This is a genomic window from Flavobacterium anhuiense (assembly GCF_050990855.1).
GTDB lineage: Bacteria > Bacteroidota > Bacteroidia > Flavobacteriales > Flavobacteriaceae > Flavobacterium > Flavobacterium anhuiense_C.
Genome location: NZ_CP158861.1, coordinates 5,140,406 through 5,166,461, shown reverse-complemented (window position 1 = coordinate 5,166,461; position 26,056 = coordinate 5,140,406). Strand labels below are relative to the sequence as shown.

Here is a 26,056-nt window from a genome sequence, read left to right as displayed (position 1 = left end):
AACTGGATGATTCGACACTTTCAAAACCAATATAAATTTGCAGAGTAAAATTAGTCTCTAAGTTTCTGAGATTCTAAATCGCTAAGTTATTTAGCGAAAAAAAAACCTTAGAATCTCAGCATCTTAGAACCTTAGCAACTTAAAAAAAATGAAAATAGCAGTTTGGGATACCTACGTAACCCGCAAAGACGGAAAAATTATGCACTTTGATATTTTAGTAGACGAAAATGTTAACGATGCCGAGCAAGTGTATGAATATGGAAAAAAATATTTAAAAAGTGTAGATCAAGAAGGACAAGCATTATCTTCTAAAGAATGCCGTTTCTGCCATATTGATAAAGCGCCAATTGAAGTAGAAAATCAAGTTCGGGAAAATGGTTTTTCTATTATTGAAATGGAAAATTGCAATTAAAGGAACGCGGATAAAACGGATTTGCTATCGCAAGGACGCTGATTAACGCAGATATTAAAAATCAGTTTTTTTCTGTATCCTTGCGATAGCAAATCCGTAAAACCTGCCTCTAATTTTACAGCAATTTAGAAAGTGCTTTTACACCTTCTTCCATCTGTTTTTCTGAAAGAGAAGCATAGCCTAAACGGAAACCTTTTATCGTTTCATCAAAACTAAATCGATCTGGACTCATGATTTGAATGCCTTGAGATTTTAGTTTTTCGAAAATTTCTAAAACATTAATATCTGCTTTCGGAACAATCCAAAAAGCAAGTCCGCCTTCGGGTTTGGTAAATGTGATTTTATCTTGAAGATGTTGATTTAATAAGGTTTCGAAAAAATCTCGTTTACTTTTATAAACCAAATTGGCTTTTTTAAGATGACGTTTTATTTTACCTTCATTAATAAGATTTAAAATTGCTTCTTCCATAATATTATCGCCTTGAACATCGATGATTTTTCTATGATTTCCAATCTTCTGAATGTTCTCATGCGAGCTAGCTAAATAGCCAATACGTAGCGCTGGAGCAACAATTTTGCTGAAAGTGCCAATGTAAATATAGTTTTTCAAACCAGAATAACTCGAAATAGGAAGTATTGGTCTTTGCCCAAAATGGAATTCATTATCGTAATCGTCTTCAATAATCGTAAAATGATATTGATTGGAAAGTTCAATTAGTTTCAAACGCTTTTTTAAAGACAAAGTAACCGTTGTTGGAAATTGATGATGAGGCGTAACGTAAATCGCCTTAATATTTTTATGCTGCAGATATTTTTCGACTTGATCGATATCCAATCCGTCCGAATCTACATTTACAGGAAGTAAAGTGGCACCTGCATTTTCAAAAGCTTCCCAAGCGGGTTTGTAGCCGGGATTTTCGACCAAAACATAATCGCCCGATTTTAAAATACAATGTGAAGCCAGATACATCGCCATTTGGCTTCCTCGCGTAATGCAGATTTGATCGTGAGAAATACTCATACCGCGTTTAAAATTCAGCATTTGAGCAATCGATTTCCGAAAATCTAAATTCCCCAATTCGCTGCTGTAGCCCATAATTTGCCAACGCGATTTACGACTGAACAATTCACGATATGCTCTTGCCAAATCGTTCATTGGAGCAAGTCGGCTATCAGGAAGTCCGTCATCAAAAACTAAAAAACTTTTAGATTCTTCAATTACAGTATTTTGCTCTTTTTTATTTTCTGACGAATGATTGATTTTTGGAAGTGATTCTGTAACAAAAGTTCCTTTTCGATCAATTGTCACGAGCCAGCCTTCGGCAATTAAAACATCCAATGCTTCTACGACGGTGTTTCGGTTTACTTTTAATAATTCAGCCAATTGTCGGCTTCCAGGCAACGCGTTTCCGCTAACCAGTTTTCCTGTTTTTATGGCATCAATTACAGCATCGGCAATTTGAAGGTAAATGGCTTTGTCTGATCTTTTGTCTAACTGAATTTCTAAAGGCCAAGGTCGTAACATCTGGACTGTTTTTGTTTTATAATTGAAAATAATTGGCTGGTCCAAAAATACGATAATTATAAATGAAAAATAGGTAGAAAATATATTTAGAGAAAAAAAACAAACACACATTCAGCACTTTAAAGTGTTTTTGTTATTTTTAAATTGAAAATTTGGAAATAGTATTATGAACAATCTGCTCAGAAAATTTCTGGAACAATTCAACAGATTTAAACCTGCTGATATTGATTTGATTATAGAAAACACTACAATCGAAACTTTTAAAAAAGGCGATTTGGTCGTTTTAGAAGGGCAGATGAGTAATAAATGTTATCTGGTATTGAAAGGTTGTTTGAGACAATTTAAAATGATTGATGGCGTAGAGAAAACGTCTGGTTTTTTTATCGAAGAAATGCCTTTGGTAATTTATTCCAGCTATCTAGACGCAAAACCTTCTGAGTTTACAGTTCAATGTCTTGAAGATACAATCTTGGTAAGCGGCACTCGAGAAAAAGAATTAGAAATGCAGTTAAAAAGTCCAGTTCTCGAACATATTACTTCATTAATCATGGTTTTAGATTACAGAAAAGCAGAGCGTTATATCGCTTTGTTAAACAATTATAATCCTGAGGAGCGTTATCTGAAATTCATGAAATCGAATCCTAATTTTTTAAACCGAATACCGCTCGTGCATATTGCCAGTTATTTGAGCATTACACCAGAATCGCTTAGCAGAATTAGAAAAAGAGTGGTTCAGAAATAGTTATTCCTTGTGTTTAAAATAAAAAACGGTACAAATAATTCCAATTGCAATTTCTGAAATGGCTGCATTTAAAATCGTCTGACTCGGCATTCCATCCACAATTATGGCATATAAACGGGAAAATCCGTAAGCAAAATAGAGTAAAATTGCGGTTTGCAAAGAAGTTTTCGTCATCGAAGATTTGAATGCTCCTAGAAAAATTACAATTCCAAAAACTAGGAGCGTTCCTCCCGAAGCGCGGATTTCGCTTAATAAACTAAAGTCATTTTTATTGAGATGAATATTTGCCGAAGCTTCAAAAGCAATCGGAAAAAATAAAAGCGCAATTCCGATAGAAAAGCCAATAAGTCCGACAATGAAAAGTAAAATTTTAAGAGAGATTGATGATTTCATAAAAATTAAATTTGAGTTTATAATGTTCAAATGTAATGGCTATGAAAAGCTTATGACTTTGACTTAAGGTAAGAAAACAGAGAATTTTATTTAAGAATTTCTTAGTTAAATAAATAAGTGTAAAAAAAAACATTTTAGATTTAAAGAAATTGGCTACGATATTTTTTCGAAATTTAATAAAAATACAATTTTAACTTAACAAGAATCTGAATTTGAGATTTTGAAAAATTCATTTTATTTTAATTGTGAATCTTGTTTATGTTCAAAAAACAGATTGATTTTGGAATCGAAATTAGAATTTCTTTAAAGTTAACGTGCTGTTAAAATTAAGATTTATTAAAGATGTAAGTCGCTGTTGTGAAGAACAAATTAGGATAATTAAGGGAATTTATTAAGTTTGTTGCGAATTATTCAATTCCTATAATCAACCACCATTGCTGAATTCCACCTTAAATCAGGATCAAATTTTAATTGATCGTCTTCGTGACGGCGATGAATTGGCGTTGACAGAATTGTACAATAAATTTTGGCAGGCGCTTTTTATGTCGGCTTACAATGTGATTAAAGACAAAGAATTGTGCGAAGATATTATTCAGGATATTTTCATGAATATTTGGCACAATCGCGAAAAAATAGAAATTCATATTTCGCTAAAAGGCTATATGTATGCTTGTGCGAGATATCAGGTTTTTAATCATTTGAGAAAAAACAAAGACAAAGTTCACGTAGAACTTTTTGATGATTTAGAAAAACGTTTTTTATCGACTACTCCAGAAACGCAGTTAATGCACGATGAATTGGTGCAGCAATTGAATATCATAATAGAATCGCTTCCAGAAAAATGTCAGGCCGTTTATAAACTAAGCCGTGAAGAACAGCTGAGTCATAAAGAAATTGCCGAACGACTAAATATTTCTACAAAAACAGTCGAAAATCATATCACAAAAGCGCTGCATACCATAAGATCTTCTATGGGTGAAAGTATGAGTATGGCGATGATTTTGTGGCTCACAAAAAATATCTTTTAGCAAAAATAAAATGCAGTGGTGAGGTTGATGGTGTGTGAGTTTTTCTTCTTTTTTAATTGCTTTTCAAAAAAAATCAAAAAAAATACAATTTCGACTAGGGGGTATATTCCTTTTTGGTTACTTATCTCGTATACTCCCGAAATAATACAATAAAAAATGAAAAAAGAGGATTTCTTACTGTTACTAAATAGATATCTTTCCGGTGATACCAATCTCGAGGAGAATAATAAATTATTGAATTATTACCAGAGTTTCCAAACAGATACAGATTGGGATGAGGCTTTGGGTTCTAAAGATGAATTAGAATCTAAAATGAGAACTCGTCTTCAAAACGCGATTCAATCTGAAGAGGTTAAAGTATTACCAATTCAGCCATTTTATACCAAAGCGTCATTTAAGCTGGCAGCAATGGCAGCGTCGCTGTTACTGCTGATTTCGATTTCATTGATCGTAAATAAAACAAATCCGCTTAAGATTGAAACGCCGCAAGTGGCTCACAAAGAAATATTGATTGGAAGTGACAAAGCCACACTTACTTTAGAAGACGGTTCTGTAATTGCATTAGAAAAAGGAAAATCATATAGCAAAGGAAATGCTTCGAGTAACGGAGAAAAATTAGTTTACAATTCAAACGGAAAAGTTGAAGCGATCGCCAATAATCTTTTAACGATTCCGAGAGGAGGACAATTTTTTGTTCAATTGGCTGATAGTACCAAAGTTTGGTTGAATTCAGAATCGCAATTGAGATATCCAGTCGCTTTTGTTGATGGAGAAACCAGACAAGTAGAATTGGTTTACGGAGAAGCTTATTTTGAAGTTTCGCCAAGCACCAAACATAAAGGTTCGAGATTTAAAGTAAAAACTCAGGAACAGAACATTGAGGTTATCGGAACCGAATTTAATATTAAAGCTTACCGAGACGAATCTGCAATTTACACGACTCTAGTAAAAGGAGTTGTAGCAGTTAGCAATGTGGCCAAAAAACAAATTTTAACGCCAAATCAGCAATCTAAAATTACAGAGTACAACGGAAAAATTTCTGTTGCTGAAGTTGATGTGTACAATGAAATTTCCTGGAGAAAAGGATTGTTTGTTTTTAAAGGAATGCCTCTAAAAGATATTGCAAGAGTATTGTCAAGATGGTACGATGTAGATATTGTATTTGCAGATCCTGCCCTTGGGAATGTCAAGTTTAACGGGGTTTTAAATAAAAATCAGAAACTAGAAGATATATTAACTACGATCAAGAATATTAATTTTATTAATGCCTATGAGAAAAAAGACAATAAGATTATAATAAAATAAAAAAGAAAAGGGATTAAAGTTTAGACCTCTCACCGTACTGCGCTTTATCCCTTTCTGTGTATTAATCCATTAATCAGTTTTAACAACCAACCAACCAATTAACATGTAAATTTATGAAATTTAAATTAACCAGTGCCTATTTCTATTTTAGAAAGCGGCTAATTATTAACATTATGAGAACTTTTATCTTCTTGTTTTGTACTACAATTTTTGGTTTTTCTCCCGTAAATCTATTTTCACAAAACACGAAAGTTGTAATTACAGCTGATAAAACAGTATCTGTTGACGAAGTTTTTGACATCATTACAAAACAAACCAACTATACTTTTATTTATCAGGAAGATTTATTTAAAAAATTACCTAAAGTACATTTAAAAAAGGGCACAATTAAAGTGAATGATTTATTGGAAGCTAGTTTTCCAAACAAAAATTTCAACTTTAGTTTTACAAAAGGAAATGCAATTTTAATAAAAGAAGTGCCAGCTGAAAAAGTAGTGGTACTAGAATCTAAAATTATTGAAATTAAAGGTACGGTTACAAATGATAAAGGAGAGCCTATTCCTGGTGTAAACATTAAAGTAAAAGTTACAGGAGTTGCTACTCAAACCGATTTTGATGGAAAATATACCATTAGTGCGCCAGAAAATGGTCAAATTTTATTTACCTATATCGGGCATAAAGCGCAAGTTGTAGACGTTAATAATAGAAAAGTAATTAATATTAAACTTCTAGAAGAACGTAAAGAACTTGAAGGAGTAGTAGTAAATACTGGAGTTACAGTTCGTAAAAAAGAATTGATAACGGGTGCGGTGACGATTTTTAAAGGTGAAGAACTAAGACAGGTTTCTACGCAAAATGTTGTTCAGGCTTTAAAATCATTAGATCCATCTTTTATTGTGGTGAATAATAATATTGCAGGTTCTAACCCAAATATTCTGCCAACAATTGAGGTGAGAGGGCAGACCAGTTTAACTGCCAATCAAGTTGACAGCCAATTTAGAGACGACCCCAATCAGCCTTTGTTTATTTTGGACGGATTTCCAACTACTTTACAGCAAGTTGTCGATTTAGATATTAATAGAATTGCAAGCATTACTTTATTGAAAGATGCGGCTTCGACTGCCTTGTACGGTTCACGTTCTGCAAATGGTGTTGTGGTTATTGAAACCAATAAACCTTTACCAGGAAAATTGCAGTTTAATTATGTGTATAATTCCTCTTACGAATTAGCCGATTTAAGTGTGTATCATTTAATGAATGCGGCGCAAAAATTAGAATTCGAGAGACTTTCTGGTGCATTTATTGTTAAGGATGGATCTGCTGAAACAACTCCATTTACTTGGGATAAAGAATATAACAGACGTTTGGCAGCAGTGCGAAGCGGTGTAGATACGTATTGGTTAAACGAGCCAATTCAAATGGGAATTACCTCTGGACACAGTTTGAATTTTGGCGGTGGTTCTGACGAGTTCAGATTCAACATTGCTGGAAACTATAAAACGCTGACAGGAACCATGAAAGGCTCAGAACATGATACTTGGGGTTATAATACTACTTTAACATATAGAAAAAATAAGTTAAGCCTTAACAATCAGTTTTTTGTTTCCGGAGGAACGAATCAGGAATCTCCTTATGGATCGTTTGAAATTTGGGCAAAAGCAAGTCCGTATTATCCAAAATATAATGAGAATGGAGTTATTACGCGTTATATGGACGGAAGCTCATTGCCTTTAACTAGCTTGCAAACTATTGTAAATCATCCTGCAAATCCGCTTTACAATGTCTTTTTAGGAAGTTTTGATAAAGGAAAAGATTTTAATTTCACCAATAACTTTGCTATTAATTACGATATAAATCCGCATATTAAAGCAACCGGAGCTTTATCAGTTTCTAGATTGGATAACCACAATACGGTTTTTATTTCTCCAGATGATACACGTTATGTAAATAACATTTCAACAGAAAAAGGATCATATAGCAGTTACGAAGCTATTGTAGATAAGTGGAATGCTAATATTGGCGCAACTTACTCTAATGTTTTCAAAAGTGTACATTCCTTTAACTATACCATAAGAGCTCAGGCTTTAGAAACAAAAAACAACTCGTACACAACAACTTTAAGAGGGTTTCCTTTTGGCGTTGGCGGAAATCCTGCATTTGCTTTTGGATATGAACCAAATGGAAAACCAATTGTTTTTACCGAATTGATAAGAAGCGTCGATTTAACCAATCAGATTAACTACGCTTACGACCGAAGATTCTTATTCGATTTTACTCAAACTATTTCTGGAGCAACAAACTTCGGAACAAACAAAAAATATTCGCCTTATTGGGGAGTTGGTTTTGGATGGAACTTAAACAATGAGTTTAAAATGAACGAAGATATTGTCAATATTTTTAAAATACGTGCCAATATCGGTCAAACCGGAAATCAGAATTTGGTAGGTTTTGCTTCTTATGATGTATATGCTTATAACGCAAATACAAACGTTTTTGGTGCTGGATTGGGAGTTTCTCAAATTGCAAACCCAAATTTAGAAGCACAAAGAACCAAAGATTTGTCGTTAGGTTTAGATTTGGCTATGTTTAGAAACAGATTAACAATGACTTTAGGAGCTTATAAGCGTAAAACGTCTCCACAAATTGTAGCGATTGACCTTGCGGCTTCAACAGGACTTAATGGCTATCCTTTAAATGTTGGTTACTTGACAACACAAGGATTAGAGTTAAAAATGAACTACAACTTTATCTACGATTTGAGCCGAAATTTTGTTTGGGGAATCGGTTTAATGGGAACAACTGGCGACAATGAACTAGGCGGTTTTGGTAATGCATTAGCTTCTTTAAATTCTGAAGCGCAAAAAACAACCAGCTTAACAAGATATTATGACGGAGCAAGCAGCAACGATCTTTGGGCTGTACCTTCATTAGGGATTGATCCTGCAACAGGTAGAGAAATTTTCTTAAAGAAAAATGGCCAAACTACTTTTGATTTAGATAAAAAAGATGAGGTTGTAATGGGGAACTCTAGAGAAACGGCTACAGGAGTAATTTCTACAAACTTAAATTACAAAGGATTTAGTTTTGGATTATTTGTACGTTACAGTTTTGGTGCAGAAAGATTTAACTCTGCCTTGTACAACAAAGTAGAAAATATTTCGAGAGACAATATTTTTGATAATCAAGATGTCAGAGCTTTTACAGACCGTTGGACAACGCCAGGTCAAATGGCGCAGTTTAAAGCGATTGGCTTAACCAACAATACACCAATTTCATCACGTTTTATCCAAAAAGACGATTATATCTCGGGAGAATCTATTCGTTTAGGTTACCGTGTTACAGATAGAGCTTGGTTAAAAAGAGCAGGTTTGACGGCATTAGGATTTAATGCTATCGCAAATGAATTCTTCCGAGTGTCTACTATTAAAGCAGAACGTGGTATCGATTATCCTTTCTCAAGAATATATTCTTTGAATCTTAATTTATCATTTTAAAAAAGAGATTATGAACAAGTATTTATATAAAATTACATTCCTTTTGCTTGCATCTTTAACCGTAATAAGCTGCAGTGACTTTTTGGATGTTGTGCCACAAGATAAAATTTTAGAAGATCAAGCTTACAGTTCAGAAGCGGGTGTGCAAAATGTGCATAACGGACTTTATCTTCAGCTTGCGACAAACAATCTTTATGGCAGACAGCTGACTATGGATGCTGTTGAAATTTTAGGACAGCAGTATAATATGTCTGGGTCACATGTTAAAAATAAAATATCGACTTACTCGTATGAAGAAACACTTCCAAAAAACACTTTTGCCGGAATTTGGCAAAGTGCTTTTACAACAGTTTTGTCTGCAAACAAATTTTTAGAAAGTATTGAGGAACACACAGAGGTTATTTCGGCTGAAAAAGCAGCTATTTTAAAAGGAGAAGCAATTGCCATTCGTGCAATGATACATTTTGATATGCTAAGATTGTACGGGCCGATTTACAAAGTAGCACCAGCAGATCCGTCAATACCTTACTACGATGCTGCGGTAACAGTAAATAAACCGCTTTTGCCAGCTCAAGAGGTTATCACAAAAATCATATCCGATTTGGATGCTGCAATAGTGCTTTTGGCAAACGATCCAATAGTGACGAATGGAAGATATACAGCTTCTGAAGCATTTGATTCTAATCCGTATTATGCTGCAAACCGTGGACAAAGAATGAATTTATTAGCTGTAAAATGCTTAAAAGCTAGAGTTCTTCTATATGCTGGAGACAAAACGGGAGCTTTTGCTATGGCAACTGAAGTGATCAATTTTTTAAAAGCACAACCTGTTATTTTTTGGACTCCATTTTTAGATGCAACCAATACTTCTAATCCAGATCGTATTTTTTCTTCAGAAAACTTTTTTGCGCTTAGCGATCAGACTTTATATCTCGAGCAAAAAGCACTTTTTGATTCTAGTTTAGATGATTTTAATATCTATGCTCCGATGTTGAGCAGAATAAATGCCGTTTTTGAGTCTAATGATAACGATTATAGAAGCTTGCCAAGTTGGAAAATTCCAATTTCGGGAGGAAAAACGCAGAAGACCTTTTTTAAATACGAAGACGTAACGGACAAAACTAAACTTTTCCGTTTTCAGATTCCGATGTTTAAACTTTCTGAACTCTATCTTATTGCGGCAGAAACTGCACCAGTTCCAGCTGATGGTATTGCATTTTTAAATACGCTTCGATTCAATAGAGGTTTGACCAATTTGGCTGCTACTGCAGTTTTAGCGACAGAAATTACAAAAGAGTATAGAAAAGAATTTATTGGCGAAGGGCAATTGTTCTTTTACTATAAAAGAACGAATTCTACAGCAATTCCAAATGGTTCCGCAACTTCAGGAAATGTTACCATGAATGCAGTTAAATATGTGGTACCATTGCCAGACAATGAAGTTAATTTTCAAAACTAAAAAAAGTAATTATGAAAAAAATATTGATTTTAGGTATCGCTTTTCTATCGCTGTTAGGATTGACATCATGTGATAAAGAAGAAATTGAAACATATTCAGATACAGATAACATTTATTTCTCACGCGCGATGTTTCCAGAATATAAAAACGGACCACTTATAGACAGCACCGGATTTAGTTTTGGTTTGGATAAAGCGACAATTACAGAAAAAATTTATCCTCTTGCGATACGTGTACAAGGAAAGGTAAGCGATGTAGATCATGCTGTTAAACTTACAGTTGATCCAACTAGTACCGCAGTTTTAGGTACTCATTTTACATTTTCAGAAAATATCATAATGCACGCAGGAAAAGAATTAGATACTGTTTTTATAAAAGTGCTTAGAACTCCTGATATGAAAAATGGAAATTTGACATTGGTAGTAAATCTGGAGGAAAATGAATTTTTTACTACTAATATGCAATCGAAGGTAACGAATGTTTTGACTGGGAAAACTAGAAGCTATGTTCGTTTTAAATTGTCATTTAATGACAAATTATCAACACCAATTGGATGGCAGGCTGTATTTGGTGTATTTACCGCAAAAAAATTCTTTTTAATGTGCGAGCTTATGAATCTTGAACCGGAAATGTTTAATCAGCCGCAAGGTTCTCCAGGACTTTCGATTCCTGAGACGCTTTACTATGCAAGTTTTATGAAACGTTATCTCGCAGATCAGAAAGCCGATGGCAATACTATTTATGAGGAAGACGGAAAAGAAATGCTATTTCCATAAACCATTCTTTAATTAAAAAATATAAAGCGATGTTTAAAAATATAAAAATACAGACAGCCGTAATAGCACTTCTCTTTTTAGCATACGGTTGTGTAAGTGATGAAGGAAATTACAATTATGAGAATATAAATGAATTTAATGTAACAGGAATAGAAAAAGAATATACAGTTTATACGGGTGATTATTTTAAGATTGCACCAGAATTAAACCCAACTTTAGATGATGGAGCAGATGCTGACCGATATGAATATAAATGGGTTGCGGTAAATCCTTTAAAATTGGTAGGAGAAGCTAGAACAACTATTGCTACAACTAAAAACTTGGATGGTATTTTAAAATTACCGCCAGCTAAATATGAGTTGTATTATTTCATTAAAGATAAAGTAACCGGTATAAACTGGCAGCAGCCTATTATTACCTTAAATGTTGTGTCTTCCATTTATGAAGGCTGGCTGGTTGTAGGAGATGTAGATGGTAAAGCCCGACTGGATATGGTGTCTATCATTCCAGGTATTCCGCAACCGCGTGTTATCAATGATGTGTTAGATGCAGCTGGATCCACATTGAAATTAAAAGGAAAAGCTGTAGATGTAGAAACTTTTAGTGGGCCTTTGCCAGGAAGTGTCATATATGGAATTTATGTAACAGCTTCGGAGTCTGGAACAGCAAGATTGGAACCAGATTCTTTTGAATGGAATCAGACCATGAATATATCATACGAAACTGTTGGAGGAAGTTTTCCAACAAATTTTGCAGTAGATTTTATGAAATGCCCTATTGGATCAGAAAATTTACTGTATAAAGATGGTGATATTTATTATTATAATAGAGCACTTCAAATTAGATATGGGTTGCCGCAAAATAAAGTGGATCTCGAAACTAAAACTTTCTATGCAGCTCCTTTTATCGCAGAAGGTTCATCAGCAGGAACTCCTGTCTTTTTTGATGTTGAAAAAAAACGTTTTCTGCGTTATAGTACTTCGAAAGGAATTTGCTCGGCAATGCCTCCGGTTACAGCCTCTCCAACAGTATTAGATTGGAATAGTACCAACTGCGAATTGGTTTTTATGACGACATCAAATTTCAATTTGAACGAAAGCTTTGCCGTATTAAAGAATATTTCAACAGGTAAATTTTATCTGCTTCGTTTTAATGCAAGTATTGTACAAACTTATTATAAAGAAATGCTGAATGCTCCAGATTTAGACAAAGCAACAAAATTTGCCGTAAGTCCAGATGCAGGATATTTATTTTACACCGTTGGCAATAAAGTGTACGAATATGATAGCGGAACACAATCTGCAAAATTGATGTTAGACAAAGGCAGTGAAGAAATTACCTATCTAGGATTTAGCAAAAGAGGAAAAAAAGAAATCATCAATAAGCTTATTGTGGGGTCTTACAGCACAACAGGAAAGTTAGAATTGTACACCGTGCCCCCTGTAAACGGAGATTTAATTTTGGAAAGCAGTTATTCGGGCTTATGCAAAATTGTTGACGTTACTTATCGAGTTAGATAATTAAAACTTAAAAACTAAAATACCGAATGAAGAACAAACCTTATTCTTCATTCGGTTTCTAAAAACCACATTTTATGAAACGTTTTATTAAAATCGCAAGTGCAATTTTGCTGCTTGCCTGTCCTTCTATTGCCTTAAAAGCACAGACTCAATCTACCGAAGAAAGCTGGGAACAAGCCAAAAAACAAGCGCAGACGGAGAAAAAATTAATTTTTGTCGATTTGTATTTTACGGGCTGTGCGCCGTGTGCACAAATGGACAAAGAAGTATTTCCAGACCCGAAAGTAAAAGCTGTTTTGGATGCCGATTTTGTCACTTTCAAATCGGATATTCTAAAAGAAGAAATCGGTAAAAAGTTGTGCATGAAATACGGCGTTACCGGATTTCCAACCTTTTTATTTATGAATGCCGAAGGTAAAGTGATCGATATTGCTGCAGGATTTCAGAGCGTTGAGCAGTTTACAGTTTTGCTGCAAAATGCTAAAGATGCTGCCAAAAAAGGAAAATTTAAAAAGTACAGTCCACAGATTAACGAAAAAGATTATCCAGATTTTTATGTGCAGGCTTATATGGCAGGCAAAAGAAATGTGCCTTTTGATGTAATCGATACGTATTTGAAATCTAAAGAAGTTACTGATGAGGTTTCTTTTGTAATTATTACTGGCTTAAGAGTCGGCAAACAATACGATGATGCATTTCTTTTTTCAAGTAAAAAATTGGCTCAGGATTACGGAAGAGCAAGTGTAACAGGCCATGTATTTACCATTTTACAGCGAAAGAAAATAGAGTTTGAAAAAAAGAATGATTTAAAAGGATTCAAAGAGCTTTTAAATGATTCGAAAGAATTGTTCACACCAGAAGAATACACAAAATACGAAGGCATTTTATTGAAAGATTTTGATGTAGAAAAAGTGGTGACCAAAAATCCAAATACTGAAAAAGTAGTAAAATGAAAAAAGTAATGATCTTGTCGCAGCTGTTTTTTATCTCTTTGCTAAACGCGCAGATAAAAAATACGACGCAGACAATCAAAGCATTTGAACAAGCTTTTCAACAAAAGGATTACAATAGCATAAAAAATCTTTTGGCGCCAGAATTTACGGTTGGAGTAGGAGATGCTTCTTCAAACGAATTTTATTTGAACGGAATTTTCAAAGCGTTTCCAGTTTTAGATTCAATTCAAATTGGAAAATCTGCGACGATTAAAAATGAAACTTTTACACAGGTAGATTTTTGCTTTAATGGAAAAGAAAAAAAGCCGTCGCAGATTGTTTTTAATGCAGAAAATAAAATTGTATACGTAACCTTTTTTGACGGTTTGTATAAAGTCGATCGAAATGCTGAGGTTAAAAAAGTGGCCAGTATTCCGTTTGAAATTATTGAAAACGGAATTGCTATTAAAATAAAACTCAACAAAGCCGATCGCGAATTTTTGATGCTTTTTGATACAGGCGCAGACGGAATGGCGCTGAATCCAGACAGCGCGTACAAAGCGGGAGTTGTGGTTACTAAAAGCAAATCGGCTTCGGTGGTTGGCGGAAGTCAGCAAGTGCAGTACTCGGCAGACAATACCATTTATATTGGCAATCAGGTCTTGAAAAATCAAGGGTTGGTTATTTTTCCAAAACATGGGGTTTACGACGGATTGTTTGGTGCTAATCTGCTTCGCAATTTCATCACTTCTGTCAATTTTGATACGATGACGATTGATTTGTACAACTTCGGAAATTTCAATTATTGGGGAAAAGCAAAAGCGTTTGTTTTCGATTATAAATCGGGACTTCCGGTAGTAAAAATGAATCTGACTTTTGAAGATAAAAAAACAGTCGAAGGCAATTTTACTTTTGATACTGGCGCAGGTTACGATTTGATCGCTTACGGGCCTTTCAATCATAAAAATAATTTAGAAGCCAGTTTAAAAACCGAATATACTTCTGTCAATTTTAGTTTAGGAAAACAGACCAAAATTGTAGGCGGAGCGATTCCAAACGTTGCCATCAACGGAAATAATTTTCCAAACGTAACCATCGCTTTGCAAGAATATGACGAAGGCAATAAAAGTTGGGCTTTCGCCGATGGATCTTTGGGAATAGACTTGATTAAACGTTTCAATTTTACAATCGATCTTTTGCACAAAACGATGTATTTGGAACCCAATAAAAATTTTAAAAAAATGTCTTCTTTCTGCCTAAACGGAATCGAATTGGATTTTGACGACAACCAGAATCTTTTGGTCAAAAAAATAATCGATCAGCAGAATGAAGATTTAAAGAAAGTGAAAATTGGTGCCAAAGTCACGCAGATAAATGATTTTGAATCCAAAGATTTATTGAAACCCGAAAATCTAAAACAGCTAAAAGAGACCAAAGAAAGTAAAGATATTATCATCGAACAAGGCGATCAATCGATGCGAATTTCAATTTAAGCTATCAACAAAAAACAATAAAATAACATGAAAAAACACATTTTGTATTTCATTCTGACCTTTATTATGGTTCAAATGAGTTTTGCTGCCAATCTTTCAGAATATGCAGTAATTAAAGGAACAATTTCAATTCCCGATCTTAAAGCGAAAGAAATAACGCTTTATAACGTTGAAGAAGGAAAGCCAGCGGTAGCTGCTACTGCAAAAATCAATTCGTCTGGGGAGTTTGGTTTTATGATTCCAGTTTCAGCAGCTGGTTTTTATTACGTTGATTACGGTCAAATGAAAAGTAGAAATCAATTAATCCGTTTATATTTGGAGCCTAAATTAGATATTTCGCTTTCGATTACTAATAAAGAAAACTATGTTTTAGGCGGAAAGAATATCGGACAAAATGCTTTAGTTCAAAAAGCCAATGAAATTTACAATGAATTCGCACCTTATTCGAGATTAGGCGGAGACCAGACTTATGTAGACTTTTATCCTTGGTTGGACAAAGGCGTAGCCAAAGCAGATGAGTTTTCAAAATCGATTAAAACCAAAGACGCGGCATTCAATAAATTATTAAAATTAGCCGTTGCAACAGATGTTGAAGAACTGACTTATACGTTTTTTAGAATGCCAAGAAGCGCATTTCCTGACAAAGACGATCGTCCTGCAGTGATTAAAACTTGGCAGACAGACAAGAAGTTTACAGATCCAGACTTATTGAAAGTGGCAAATGGCTTATCTTTAATGTCAAATTATTTCTTTTATGTGAGTATGAATAGTGGTGATAAACCAAAGCGTTTAGATTTAGCAGAAGCCATTACACATATTACAGATCCAGCATTAATCGATGTTTATCTTCGCGATGCAGTGGCAACTTCTAAAATGAAAATTGAAGAATACGAAAAAGTAGCGCCAAGCATCAAGCCTTTTATGGTTTCTGATGCTAGTAAAGCGTTTTTATTAGATTATGAAAAAGTATTGCACAAAAGCGTTGGGCAAAAAGGTTTAGATTTTACGTATAAAGATATTAACGACAAACCGGTTTCTTTTTCAGATTTTAAAGGGAAATTTGTGTATATCGATTTATGGGCAACTTGGTGCGGACCTTGTAAAGCAGAGATTCCACACATGAAAAAAATTGAAGAAGATTATCACGGAAAAAATATTGTTTTTGTAAGTCTTTCGTTAGATAAACCAAAAGACGCACAAAAATGGAAAGATTACGTTACTAAAGAACAATTAAAAGGAATTCAGTTAATGGCAGATAAAGATTTTGGTTCTGATGTAGCTAAAAATTATGATGTAAATGCGATTCCGAGATTTTTATTGTTTGATACAAAAGGAAATATTATCAATGCAGATGCGCTTCGTCCGTCAAATCCTGAATTGAGAGCACAGCTGGATAAATTATTGAAGAGTTAATAATTAGCTTTATGAAATACAGCAAAAAAATATCAATTTTATTATTCGTTGTCGGATGTTTGTCATTCGCGCAAGCGCAGAGCTTTAAATTGACCGATCCAATTGCGGTTAATCAGAAAATAAAAAAGGGAGTTCTGCCAAACGGAATGACGTATTATATTTATCCTACTGAGGTTAATAAAAATACAGCTAGTTATTACATTATTCAGAATGTTGGATCGATTTTAGAAAACGATCAGCAGAAAGGTTTGGCCCATTTTCTGGAACACATGGCGTTTAACGGAACCAAAAATTTTGAAGGAAAAGGAATTTTGAATACCCTTCAGAAACAAGGAGCTATTTTCGGAAAAAACATTAACGCTTATACCAGCACAGACGAAACCGTTTATAACTTAGATAATATTCCGTCCAAAGATGGAGGAGTGGTCGACACTTGCTTATTGGTTTTGCATGATTGGTCTAATTTTTTATCTCTAACAAATGAAGAAATCGATGCCGAGCGCGGTGTAATTACAGAAGAATGGCGTACGAGACAAAACGCTCGTGCTAGAATTTACAATCAGTTAGCGCCGTATTATTACAATAATTCGCTTTATGCAGACCGTATGCCGATTGGTGATATGGATATTGTGAAAAACTTCAAATATCAAGTTTTAAAAGATTTTTATAAAGATTGGTACCGTCCAGATTTGCAAGCAATCGCGATTGTTGGAGATATTAATGCAGACGAAATCGAAGCAAAAATTAAAAAGCTTTTTGCTGATATTCCAACGCCTCAAAATCCTAAAAAACGTTTTGAAATTGCGATTCCAGAAAGAGTCGAACCAACTTTCAAATTGGCTTTGGACAAAGAAATTTCGGCTTCCAACATTAGTTTTATGATTCGCCATTCCGCTGAAAAATCTACAAATGACTATGCAGAATTAGAGAAATCTACTCAAAGAGGCATTGCTTTTTCTATTTTAAATAATCGTTTGGCAGAAATGGCGCAGAAACAAGAATGTCCATTTAAAAGTGCATCGGTTGGTTATCAAAACTATACGCGTTTGAATGATATTTGGATTTTGAGTGTTGCTCCAAAACCAGAAAAACAAGCCGAAGCATTTGCAATGGCAATGAACGAATGGGTTCGCGTTTACAAATTTGGTTTTTCAAAAGGAGAAATCGATAGAGCGGTTACAGAAAACATTTCAGGTTATGAAAATTATTTAGACAAACTAAATGAGATTTCGCACAAACAAGTAATCGGAATGGTAAAAGACGATTATTTGAATCACGAAGTCATTGCAGACCCTAAAGCAGAATTTGAAATGGTAAAAAACATTTTAAGCAAGTTGGATTCTAAAATGTTGCAAGAGCAAATAAGTAAATTATATACTGCTCAAAACCGAGTTGTGGCGGTAACTGGTGTTGAAAACGAACAAAATTTAACTCAAGAAAAAGCTTTTGATATTATTCAGAAAGCAGAAAACGATGCTTCTTTGCAACCTTACGTTGATACTTTTGAAGGGAAAACACTTTTGGGAGATCTAAAAATTGTTCCGGGAAAAATTATTTCGGAGAAAAAAGAAACTGCAATTGATGCCACAACTTTTGTATTAAGCAATGGTGTAAAAGTGCATTATAAATTTGCTGATAAAAATAAGAAACAGGTTAATTTAGAAGCAGAAAGTTTAGGTGGTATGTCTTTGTTTAAAACAGAAGATTTGCCTTCTGCATATCGTTCTACAAGTTTGGCAATGATGTCTGGAGTTGGCGAACTTTCAAATGTAGATTTGGAAAAAGTTCTAAAGGGAAAAATTGCCAATTCTTTTGTTACCATTAATTCTTTAAAAGAGCAAGTAACCGGTTCTGCCAATGTGAAAGATATTGAAACGATGATGGAATTGGTGCATTTACGTTTTGTACAGCCAAGATTCGATGCTCAGATGTACGATCTTCTTAAACAAAGACTTCAAAACTCTTTGAAAAACAGAGAAAACGACATTAATGTCAAAATGCAAGATAGCATGTCTAATATTGTTTACGGAAAAAACAATCCTAAAATTCGTCCATTAAATCAAAAGTATATTGATGATTTATCTTTTGATAAAATGAAAGCTATTTATACCGATCGTTTTGCCGATGTATCAAATTTTGAATTTTACATTGTTGGAGATGTTACACCAGAAGTTTTAAAACCATTATTAGAAAAATATATTGCGAGTATAAAAGGCATTAAACGAAAAGAAACATTTAGTAAAGATTATCCAAAATGGATTTCAAAGAAAATAGATCGTGATGTTTTCATCAAAATGCAAACGCCTAAAAGTTCGGTTAATATTGCTTTCTTAAAAGAACTTCCTTATTCGCAGAAGAACAGAATTTTAAATTCTTATTTAGGAGACATTTTGACTTTACGCTACACTGAAAGCCTTCGCGAAAAAGAAGGCGGAACTTATGGCGCGCACGTCAAAGCACAATTGACTAAAGATCCTGTTGCAATGGCAGGTGTAGAAATTACTTTTGATTGCGATGCAGACAAAGTAGAACATTTACTGCCAATTGTATACAAGGAAATTGATAAAATCAAAAAAGGCGAAATCGTTGCTGAAGATGTGGAGAAAACTAGAACCAATTATTTGAAATCTAGAGAAGATGCCAAAAACTTTAATAGTTATAGCATGAGTGTCCTTTCTAATTATTTTGAAGAGGGTTACAATATGAACGATCCTGCAACTTATGTTGATATTGTAAAAAGCATTACTGCTAAAGACATTCAGGAATTTGCTAATTCATTATTTGATAAAGCCGATTCTATGGAAGTCGTTTTTAAACCATTAAAATAATCTGACCCAATTTTTATACTAGAGTTTAATTTGTATTTCCCTATCAAATAGTATTTTGAATTAGTAAGCAATTTAATTTGTATAGCGGATTTTAGAGGGTTGTTTTTTGCTATTCAACCCTCTTTATAAAAGTTTTTACCCATGAAAAAGAATATTTTTTTACTGGGCTTTTTCCTGCTGTTTTCCATATTCGTAAAGGCTCAGATATATAATCCCATAAAATGGAAAACCAGTGTCGAGAAAATTTCTGATACGGAATATGAATTGCAGGCAAAAGCCATTATAGAATCGGGCTGGCATTTATACAGTCAGGAAGTTTCAGACGGAGGTCCGATTCCGACTCATTTTAATTTTATAAAAAGTGCAGATTTTCAGTTAACTGATGCTGTAAAAGAAGAAAAAGGAAAAACAATTAGCGATCCTGTTTTCAAAATGCAGATTAAGTTTTTTGAGAAAGAAACCACTTTTAGACAACGCCTTAAAATACTTTCATCAAAACCTTTCAAAATCATTGCCGAAGTTGAATATATGGTTTGTAATGATGAAAATTGCCTTCCTCCGAGTTCAGACGAATTAGAGTTTACGGTTAGTCCTTCCGCGAAAGCGAAAACTTTAATAGAAGATGCGATTAAAGAGGAAATAATAAAAACAGAAATAGATTCTGCCGTTGCCGAAGTAAAAGTACAAGCAGCAGAAATTGTTCCTGCTGAAGCTGTATATACGCCAAAAAAAGAACTGAAAAAAGAGAAACCGCAAACAAAATCCAGAAGTTTATGGACGATTTTTTTACTGTCGTTTTTCTCCGGATTTGCAGCTTTGCTAACGCCTTGCGTTTTTCCGATGATTCCAATGACAGTAAGTTTTTTTACCAAACAAAGCAAAACTAAATCGCAAGGAATTAGAAAAGCCGTTTTTTACGGAATTGCCATTATTGGCATTTATATCTTTTTAGGAGCCGTTGTAACTTGGGCTTTTGGAGCCGATTCTCTCAATGCGCTTTCGACAAATATTTGGTTTAACCTGATGTTTTTTGTGCTTTTAATGATTTTTGCTTTTTCATTTTTGGGCGCGTTCGAAATTATGCTTCCAAATGCGTGGGCAAACAAAGTCGATTCGCAAGCAGACAAAGGCGGAATCGTCGGAATATTGTTTATGGCTCTAGCTCTCGCAATCGTTTCTTTCTCTTGTACAGGACCAATTGTGGGAACATTATTAGTTGAAGCGGCTTCTCGTGGCGGAATCGCTCCGTTTGTCGGAATGTTTGGCTTTTCTCTGGCATTAGCTTTGCCGTTTACTTTATTCGCCGCTTTCCCAGGCTGGTTGAATTCGCTTCCAAAATCTGGTGGATGGCTCAATTCGGTTAAAGTCTTTTTAGGATTTTTAGAAATGGCTTTGGCTTTTAAATTTTTATCGAATGCTGACTTAGTGCTGCAATTGCATTGGCTGGAAAGAGAAACATTCTTAGCGATTTGGATTGCCATTTTTGGAACATTGGCTTTTTATTTATTTGGAAAAATTCAGTTGCCACATGATAGTCCGATTTCAAATTTAAGCGTTCCAAGATTAGGATTAGGCGTTTTGGTTTTGGCTTTTACCATTTATTTGATTCCTGGAATTTGGGGCGCACCGCTTAAAATGATTAGCGGTTTTCCTCCTCCAATGCATTACAGCGAAATTCCCAATGGTTTAAATAATGGTTCTTCCAAAGAAATAACGCAAAATCTGCCAGAAGGAGCAGAGCTTGGACCGCACAATATTATGGCTTTTACTGATTATGATTTAGGAATGAAATACGCCAAAAAAATCGGAAAGCCGGTTATGATTGATTTTACCGGTCATGCCTGCGTAAATTGCCGCAAAATGGAAGACAATGTCTGGTCAGACGAAAAGGTTCAGAAAATCTTAAAAGGCGATTTAGTTTTGATTTCGTTATATGTAGACGATAAAAGAGAATTGCATCCCAGCGAGCAAGTTACTTCTCAAATAACAGGAAAAAAGTTAAAATATATTGGACAAAAGTGGAGCGAATTCCAAACGCTTACCTACAAAACCAATGCACAGCCGTTTTATGTTTTGGTAAATCATAACGGAGAAACACTTAACGAAACTTCGGCCTATAATCCGGATATTGAACAATATTTAAGTTGGCTTCAAAAAGGAGTTTCGAACTTTGAGAAAAGTTAAAGTTCAGGATTTGTACTTTATTTATAATTATGTTGTTAATCAAAAAGGGAATAGTTTTCAGGCTATTCCCTTTTTTGTCCTAAGAATATTAAGAAAGTACAGTGTTTGGCAGAACACTGGTTTACCAACGAGACATTCCTACGGAATGATTGGATCGGAATGATGGATGTTCCGTTAGGAACATTTCGTTGGTGTTTATTTAAAATCTGTGGCCAAAAATATTAAGAAAGTGCGACGGTTGGCGATACACTGGTTTTTTGAGTAAAATTTAAAGTTAATTGATCCAAATGGCCATAAAAGAAAGTATCTAATACTTCTTGAAAAACAGGATGCGCATTTTCTACTTGGACAAATAAACTCATTGAAGAATGCAGTTTTCTTGCGCCAAGTTCTCCTAAAATTCCTTCTGCAGATTTCTTTTTTAAAGTCAGCAGTAATTTAGAGATCTCAATTAAATGTTTCGATAAAATCGGATGTTTTAAAAATTCTGTAGCTTCTTTAAGGTCAGCAACGGCATAATAATCAGAAAGAGCACTTTTACCAAGACCTTTTATCTGCGGAAAAATAAACCACATCCAATGGGTTTCTTTTTTACCTTTTTTTATTTCAGATAATGCTGTCAGATAAAGTTTGTTTTGCGCATCTAAAAATCGGGTCAAATCATTTTTTGCGTAAGTCATCTCTTGATTCTGTATTAAATGGTTCGTAAATCTAATTTGTTTAATCGGTAACACTTGTAATATATTTTTAAAGAATTGTTTCAAATTTTCGAATACCAAAAGTAGAATGCCTACATTCTTTTGAGTTATAGAATTGTAGTTTGTGTTTACATAATTCCGATAGCCCTGTAAGAATGCCTTGTTAATATATTTCTAAAGTTTTGAATCGTTCTAAATTCTAATGTTATTTTAATGTTCTGCAAAAAAAATGGCTCTAACTTGCGCGCTCATTAAAAATTAAATAAACGCCATAAATCACTGGGCTTTCGATTTAAAGCTGTGTGATTTAAATAAACTTTCAGCCTTTTTTAGAGTATGTTGAACAAAATTAAAAATAGCTTTTTATGTAAATGCCTTCAGGCGTTACTTGTCGGCTATTTTCTAATCAGCAGTTTAAATATCTCTAATAGTGTGGCTAGAGTACTTAGCGATAATGCTGAAACCTACACGGTAAAAGGCATTACATGCAACTTCCTGAAAAAAATCTTTAAATGTGACGGAATTCCAGAAGAACTGGATGATTATAAAACAAAAGATACTAAAACAGCCAAATTAGCAAAGGGAATTCCTTTAATGGAATACCTGATTTCATCAGAATCATTGATGCCTAGTTTTTATTTTTTAAAAGAATCTGAAGGGAAAAAATATATTGATAATACAATCTTTTCATTTGGTTTTCATGGTAAAATAGACATACCGCCTCCTCGGGTGAATTCATAAATACTTGTTTTTTAAGGATTAGGATGAAAATCTTGATCCATAAGTGCGGTTTTTGCCGTATATTTATTCTATGTAATAATCTTGTATTTATACTTACATTCATGACACCATTTAAACGTTTTTATAACTTATTGCAGCTTGATAAGCGCGATGTGTATCAAATTATCTTCTATGCTGCATTTGCAGGGTTAGTCAATCTTTCTCTGCCTTTGGGAATCCAAGCCATTATTAATTTTATTCAAAGCGGACAGCTGAGCGTCTCGTGGATCGTTCTCGTAATTCTCGTGACAGTTGGAGTTGGTTTTGGAGGTATTCTAACGATTTTGCAATTGCGAATTGTAGAGAATCTGCAACAGCGAATTTTTGTGCGCTCTTCTTTTGAATTTGCGTACAGAATGCCTTTGATAAAATTTAAAGAAATGTACTCGGAATATGCTCCCGAAAAAGCCAATCGTTTTTTTGATACTTTAATGGTACAGAAAGGCACTGCAAAACTATTGCTAGATTTTTGCACCGCATTCCTTCAGGTTGGTCTGGGGATTATTCTATTGGTTCTTTACCATTCTTTCTTCATGGTAATCGGACTTTTATTTATTGTCATTTTATATGTCATTTTTAAGTTTTCGTACAAAGACGGTTTAGAAACTAGTTTGAACGAATCAAAATTTAAATACAAAGTAGCAGCATGGCTTCAGGAAATTGCTAGAAACAGAGAAAGTTTCCGCAGAAAAGGAGCTTTTGAATATGCTTTGGGAAGAAATGACGAATACGCAAGCAGTTATGTCAATTACCGTGAAAAGCACTTTCAGGTAATGAAGAAACAATATATTCAGCTTACTATTTTTAAAGTAATTGTTACTGCTGCCTTATTATCGATCGGTGGTTTTCTGGTAATTCACCACCAAATGAACATAGGGCAGTTCGTAGCAGCTGAAATCGTAATCGTATTATTGATTAACTCGGTAGAAAAAATCATCTTCGGATTGGAGTCTTTCTATGATGTATTGACGTCTGTTGAAAAAATAGGTCAGGTGACTGATATGGAGATTTCGTGCATTCCGCAAACTTCAGACAAAACAGAAAAGGGAATCAATATCGAGACAGAAAGCATCAATTACAATTATCCAGAACACAGCAAAAAATCGCTTAAGAATATCAATTTGAAAATTTCTCAAGGCGAAAAAATTATTCTTACCGGAACAAATGGTGCTGGAAAAAGTACTTTGTTGCGCTTGCTTTCGGGCGTTTTAGAACCAGAAAGTGGTGCGATGTATGTGACTGACAATTATATGAATCGTCTTAACGAAGATACATACAGAGCGCAGTCTGGAACCTATTTGCAAGGAGATACACTTTTTGCAGGAACAATTCGTGAGAATATTGTTTTTGGAAACGAACAACTAAATAGCGAGGATTTAAAATGGGCTTTAGATAATGTAGGCCTTACGCCATATATTAAAACTTTCGAAAACGGGTTGGAGAATCAAATTCATCCTGGAGGTCGTGAACTTTCTGCTTCTGATGTTCAAAAGATTCTTTTGGCTAGAAGTATTGTGGGTAAACCAAATATCTTATTCTTAGAAGATCCGGTAGACAAAATGGACGAATTGACTTCAAGTAAAATTGTTGATTTTTTACTTTCTGAAGAAAATGACTGGACGGTTATTGTAACTTCTAAAAATGATGTTTGGAAAAGCAAATGCAGTCGTATGATTACGATTGATGACGGAAAAATTATTAACGACATAAAGCTTTAATCATGCTCAACATATCTAAAGACAATAACGTACTTATAACGCCGGGCAAATACAAATCGATTACAAGCGTTGCCCGAAGACCTCATTATAAAATCTTAAACAGAGTTATAATCGGATTTCTGATTTTTGCTGTCTTATGCCTTTTCTTGCCTTGGACACAAAATATTTCGGGGACAGGATCTGTAACGACTTTAAAGCCAGATCAAAGACCACAAACGGTTCATAATACTATTGCAGGGCGTATTGAAAAATGGTTCGTAAAGGAAGGCGATTATGTAAAAAAAGGCGATACAATTGTTTATATTTCTGAAATTAAAGAAGACTATCTAGATCCTAATTTGGTTAATAATACCAAACAGCAAGTCGATGCAAAAAAAATGGCGGTGGAATCGTATAGCGATAAAGTAAATTCTCTTGACGTGCAAGCACAATCGCTAAACACAGAAAGACAATTGAAACTGCAGCAGGCGCAAAACAAAATTCGTCAGTCGCAACTGAAAATAAAAAGCGACAGCATGGATCTTGTGGCAGTAAAAACACAGCTTCGAATTGCAAAAACGCAATTTGACCGTTCTACTGCTTTAAATAAAGAAGGTCTTAAACCAATGACCGACGTTGAGCAAAAAAGATTGAAACTGCAAGAGTCAGAAGCTTATGTGATTACGCAAGAAAATAAATTGCTAAGCAGTAAAAATGAATTGATAAACGCTAAAGTAGAAATTAGCAGAATTACGGCTGAATATACGGAGAAAATATCAAAATCGAGAAGTGATAAATTTACGGCTTTAAGTACGCAATACGACACAGAAGCTCAAGTCAATAAACTTGAAAATCAGTATACAAACTACCGACTTAGAAATGGATTATACTATATTACAGCGCCACAGAGCGGTTATGTAAACCGCGCTTTATTGGCTGGTCTTGGAGAAACCATTAAAGAAGGAACACCTATCGTAAGTATTATGCCGGCCGACTATGATATTGCGGTAGAAACATATGTAGATCCAATTGATTTACCACTTGTGCATCGCGGTGCAAAAGTTCGTGTTTGGTTTGACGGATGGCCTAGAATCGTATTTTCTGGTTGGCCTGGTTTGTCTTACGGAACATATGGAGGTAAAGTCGTAGCGATAGAAAATTTTATTAGTGCAAACGGAAAATACAGAATTTTAGTTTCGCCAGATGGAGAAGATCGTCATTGGCCAAAAGAACTTAGTATTGGTGCAGGTGCGCAAAGTATTGCATTGCTAGAAACCGTTTCTGTATGGTACGAGATTTGGCGAAACTTGAATGGTTTCCCGCCAAATTATTATAATTCAGGAGAAAAAGAAGCAAAAGGAAAGGAGAAAAAGTAAA

General features: G+C 34.4%; 19 protein-coding genes. 16 read left to right on the top strand and 3 right to left on the bottom strand.

The annotated features are described in order from the left end of the window. Positions 1–148 precede the first annotated feature (148 nt). Positions 149–412 (top strand): DUF2024 family protein, encoded by a 264-nt coding sequence (locus ABTV69_RS22150; RefSeq protein ID WP_433832745.1) that lies wholly within the window; start codon positions 149–151, stop codon positions 410–412. 115 nt (positions 413–527) lie between these two features. Here the strand turns inward: ABTV69_RS22150 and ABTV69_RS22145 are convergent, their stop codons facing one another. Then, the gene (locus ABTV69_RS22145) at positions 528–1,937 is read right to left on the bottom strand and encodes a PLP-dependent aminotransferase family protein (RefSeq protein WP_433832743.1); all 1,410 of its coding nucleotides are present in this window, start codon (positions 1,935–1,937) and stop codon (positions 528–530) included. Between the two features lie 166 nt (positions 1,938–2,103). Between ABTV69_RS22145 and ABTV69_RS22140 the strand changes: the two genes are divergently transcribed. Next, complete coding sequence (locus tag ABTV69_RS22140) at positions 2,104–2,679, top strand: Crp/Fnr family transcriptional regulator (protein WP_433832741.1); 576 nt, start codon at positions 2,104–2,106, stop codon at positions 2,677–2,679. On the opposite strand, the gene ABTV69_RS22135 is transcribed toward ABTV69_RS22140, so the two are convergent. Next, positions 2,680–3,072, bottom strand: a complete 393-nt coding sequence (locus ABTV69_RS22135) for a DUF4345 domain-containing protein (RefSeq protein ID WP_433832739.1) — start codon at positions 3,070–3,072, stop codon at positions 2,680–2,682. A 434-nt stretch (positions 3,073–3,506) separates the two neighbouring features. Between ABTV69_RS22135 and ABTV69_RS22130 the strand changes: the two genes are divergently transcribed. The 11 genes from ABTV69_RS22130 (at position 3,507) to ABTV69_RS22080 (ending at position 21,504) form a co-directional block, all read left to right on the top strand. Then, positions 3,507–4,100 carry an RNA polymerase sigma factor gene (locus tag ABTV69_RS22130; RefSeq protein WP_433832737.1) on the top strand — a complete coding sequence of 198 codons (594 nt, stop codon included), beginning with the start codon at positions 3,507–3,509 and terminating at the stop codon, positions 4,098–4,100. A 156-nt stretch (positions 4,101–4,256) separates the two neighbouring features. Then, complete coding sequence (locus tag ABTV69_RS22125) at positions 4,257–5,405, top strand: FecR family protein (protein ID WP_433832735.1); 1,149 nt, start codon at positions 4,257–4,259, stop codon at positions 5,403–5,405. Positions 5,406–5,578: 173 nt separating this feature from the next. Next, entirely contained in the window at positions 5,579–8,899 is a 3,321-nt protein-coding gene (locus ABTV69_RS22120; protein ID WP_433832733.1) for a SusC/RagA family TonB-linked outer membrane protein, read from the top strand. Positions 8,900–8,909: 10 nt separating this feature from the next. Beyond that, positions 8,910–10,358 carry a RagB/SusD family nutrient uptake outer membrane protein gene (locus tag ABTV69_RS22115; protein ID WP_433832731.1) on the top strand — a complete coding sequence of 483 codons (1,449 nt, stop codon included), beginning with the start codon at positions 8,910–8,912 and terminating at the stop codon, positions 10,356–10,358. An 11-nt stretch (positions 10,359–10,369) separates the two neighbouring features. Further along, positions 10,370–11,134 (top strand): DUF4843 domain-containing protein, encoded by a 765-nt coding sequence (locus ABTV69_RS22110; protein ID WP_433832729.1) that lies wholly within the window; start codon positions 10,370–10,372, stop codon positions 11,132–11,134. 29 nt (positions 11,135–11,163) lie between these two features. After that, positions 11,164–12,654, top strand: coding sequence for a PKD-like family lipoprotein (locus ABTV69_RS22105; RefSeq protein ID WP_433832727.1), 1,491 nt, complete (start codon positions 11,164–11,166; stop codon positions 12,652–12,654). 74 nt (positions 12,655–12,728) lie between these two features. Next, complete coding sequence (locus tag ABTV69_RS22100; RefSeq protein ID WP_433832725.1) at positions 12,729–13,607, top strand: thioredoxin family protein; 879 nt, start codon at positions 12,729–12,731, stop codon at positions 13,605–13,607. Next, positions 13,604–15,079, top strand: a complete 1,476-nt coding sequence (locus ABTV69_RS22095) for a retropepsin-like aspartic protease (protein ID WP_433832723.1) — start codon at positions 13,604–13,606, stop codon at positions 15,077–15,079. Before ABTV69_RS22100 ends, ABTV69_RS22095 begins: the two co-directional genes overlap by 4 nt. A 27-nt stretch (positions 15,080–15,106) precedes the next feature. After that, the gene (locus tag ABTV69_RS22090) at positions 15,107–16,492 is read left to right on the top strand and encodes a TlpA family protein disulfide reductase (protein ID WP_433832721.1); all 1,386 of its coding nucleotides are present in this window, start codon (positions 15,107–15,109) and stop codon (positions 16,490–16,492) included. An 11-nt stretch (positions 16,493–16,503) separates the two neighbouring features. Further along, entirely contained in the window at positions 16,504–19,320 is a 2,817-nt protein-coding gene (locus tag ABTV69_RS22085; RefSeq protein ID WP_433832719.1) for a M16 family metallopeptidase, read from the top strand. A gap of 141 nt (positions 19,321–19,461) precedes the next feature. Next, positions 19,462–21,504, top strand: coding sequence for a cytochrome c biogenesis protein CcdA (locus ABTV69_RS22080; RefSeq protein ID WP_433832717.1), 2,043 nt, complete (start codon positions 19,462–19,464; stop codon positions 21,502–21,504). Positions 21,505–21,725: 221 nt separating this feature from the next. Here ABTV69_RS22080 and ABTV69_RS22075 read toward each other — a convergent pair whose 3' ends face one another. Continuing rightward, positions 21,726–22,184 carry a DUF1810 domain-containing protein gene (locus ABTV69_RS22075; protein WP_433836742.1) on the bottom strand — a complete coding sequence of 153 codons (459 nt, stop codon included), beginning with the start codon at positions 22,182–22,184 and terminating at the stop codon, positions 21,726–21,728. 450 nt (positions 22,185–22,634) lie between these two features. On the opposite strand from ABTV69_RS22075, the gene ABTV69_RS22070 reads away from it, so the two are divergent. The 3 genes from ABTV69_RS22070 to ABTV69_RS22060 all read left to right on the top strand — a co-directional run bounded on the left by ABTV69_RS22070 (position 22,635) and on the right by ABTV69_RS22060 (position 26,055). Continuing rightward, complete coding sequence (locus ABTV69_RS22070) at positions 22,635–22,943, top strand: hypothetical protein (RefSeq protein WP_433832715.1); 309 nt, start codon at positions 22,635–22,637, stop codon at positions 22,941–22,943. Positions 22,944–23,044: 101 nt separating this feature from the next. Next, positions 23,045–24,700 carry a peptidase domain-containing ABC transporter gene (locus tag ABTV69_RS22065; RefSeq protein WP_433832713.1) on the top strand — a complete coding sequence of 552 codons (1,656 nt, stop codon included), beginning with the start codon at positions 23,045–23,047 and terminating at the stop codon, positions 24,698–24,700. Between the two features lie 2 nt (positions 24,701–24,702). Then, positions 24,703–26,055, top strand: coding sequence for an HlyD family secretion protein (locus ABTV69_RS22060; RefSeq protein WP_433832711.1), 1,353 nt, complete (start codon positions 24,703–24,705; stop codon positions 26,053–26,055). The last annotated feature ends 1 nt before the right edge of the window (position 26,056 follow it).

Coding starts and splice junctions, on each gene's coding strand:
- ABTV69_RS22150 (WP_433832745.1), top strand. CDS start 149: ATGAAAATAGCAGTTTGGGATACCTACGTAACCCGCAAAGACGGAAAA.
- ABTV69_RS22145 (WP_433832743.1), bottom strand. CDS start 1,937: ATGTTACGACCTTGGCCTTTAGAAATTCAGTTAGACAAAAGATCAGAC.
- ABTV69_RS22140 (WP_433832741.1), top strand. CDS start 2,104: ATGAACAATCTGCTCAGAAAATTTCTGGAACAATTCAACAGATTTAAA.
- ABTV69_RS22135 (WP_433832739.1), bottom strand. CDS start 3,072: ATGAAATCATCAATCTCTCTTAAAATTTTACTTTTCATTGTCGGACTT.
- ABTV69_RS22125 (WP_433832735.1), top strand. CDS start 4,257: ATGAAAAAAGAGGATTTCTTACTGTTACTAAATAGATATCTTTCCGGT.
- ABTV69_RS22120 (WP_433832733.1), top strand. CDS start 5,579: ATGAGAACTTTTATCTTCTTGTTTTGTACTACAATTTTTGGTTTTTCT.
- ABTV69_RS22115 (WP_433832731.1), top strand. CDS start 8,910: ATGAACAAGTATTTATATAAAATTACATTCCTTTTGCTTGCATCTTTA.
- ABTV69_RS22110 (WP_433832729.1), top strand. CDS start 10,370: ATGAAAAAAATATTGATTTTAGGTATCGCTTTTCTATCGCTGTTAGGA.
- ABTV69_RS22105 (WP_433832727.1), top strand. CDS start 11,164: ATGTTTAAAAATATAAAAATACAGACAGCCGTAATAGCACTTCTCTTT.
- ABTV69_RS22100 (WP_433832725.1), top strand. CDS start 12,729: ATGAAACGTTTTATTAAAATCGCAAGTGCAATTTTGCTGCTTGCCTGT.
- ABTV69_RS22095 (WP_433832723.1), top strand. CDS start 13,604: ATGAAAAAAGTAATGATCTTGTCGCAGCTGTTTTTTATCTCTTTGCTA.
- ABTV69_RS22090 (WP_433832721.1), top strand. CDS start 15,107: ATGAAAAAACACATTTTGTATTTCATTCTGACCTTTATTATGGTTCAA.
- ABTV69_RS22085 (WP_433832719.1), top strand. CDS start 16,504: ATGAAATACAGCAAAAAAATATCAATTTTATTATTCGTTGTCGGATGT.
- ABTV69_RS22080 (WP_433832717.1), top strand. CDS start 19,462: ATGAAAAAGAATATTTTTTTACTGGGCTTTTTCCTGCTGTTTTCCATA.
- ABTV69_RS22075 (WP_433836742.1), bottom strand. CDS start 22,184: ATGACTTACGCAAAAAATGATTTGACCCGATTTTTAGATGCGCAAAAC.
- ABTV69_RS22065 (WP_433832713.1), top strand. CDS start 23,045: ATGACACCATTTAAACGTTTTTATAACTTATTGCAGCTTGATAAGCGC.
- ABTV69_RS22060 (WP_433832711.1), top strand. CDS start 24,703: ATGCTCAACATATCTAAAGACAATAACGTACTTATAACGCCGGGCAAA.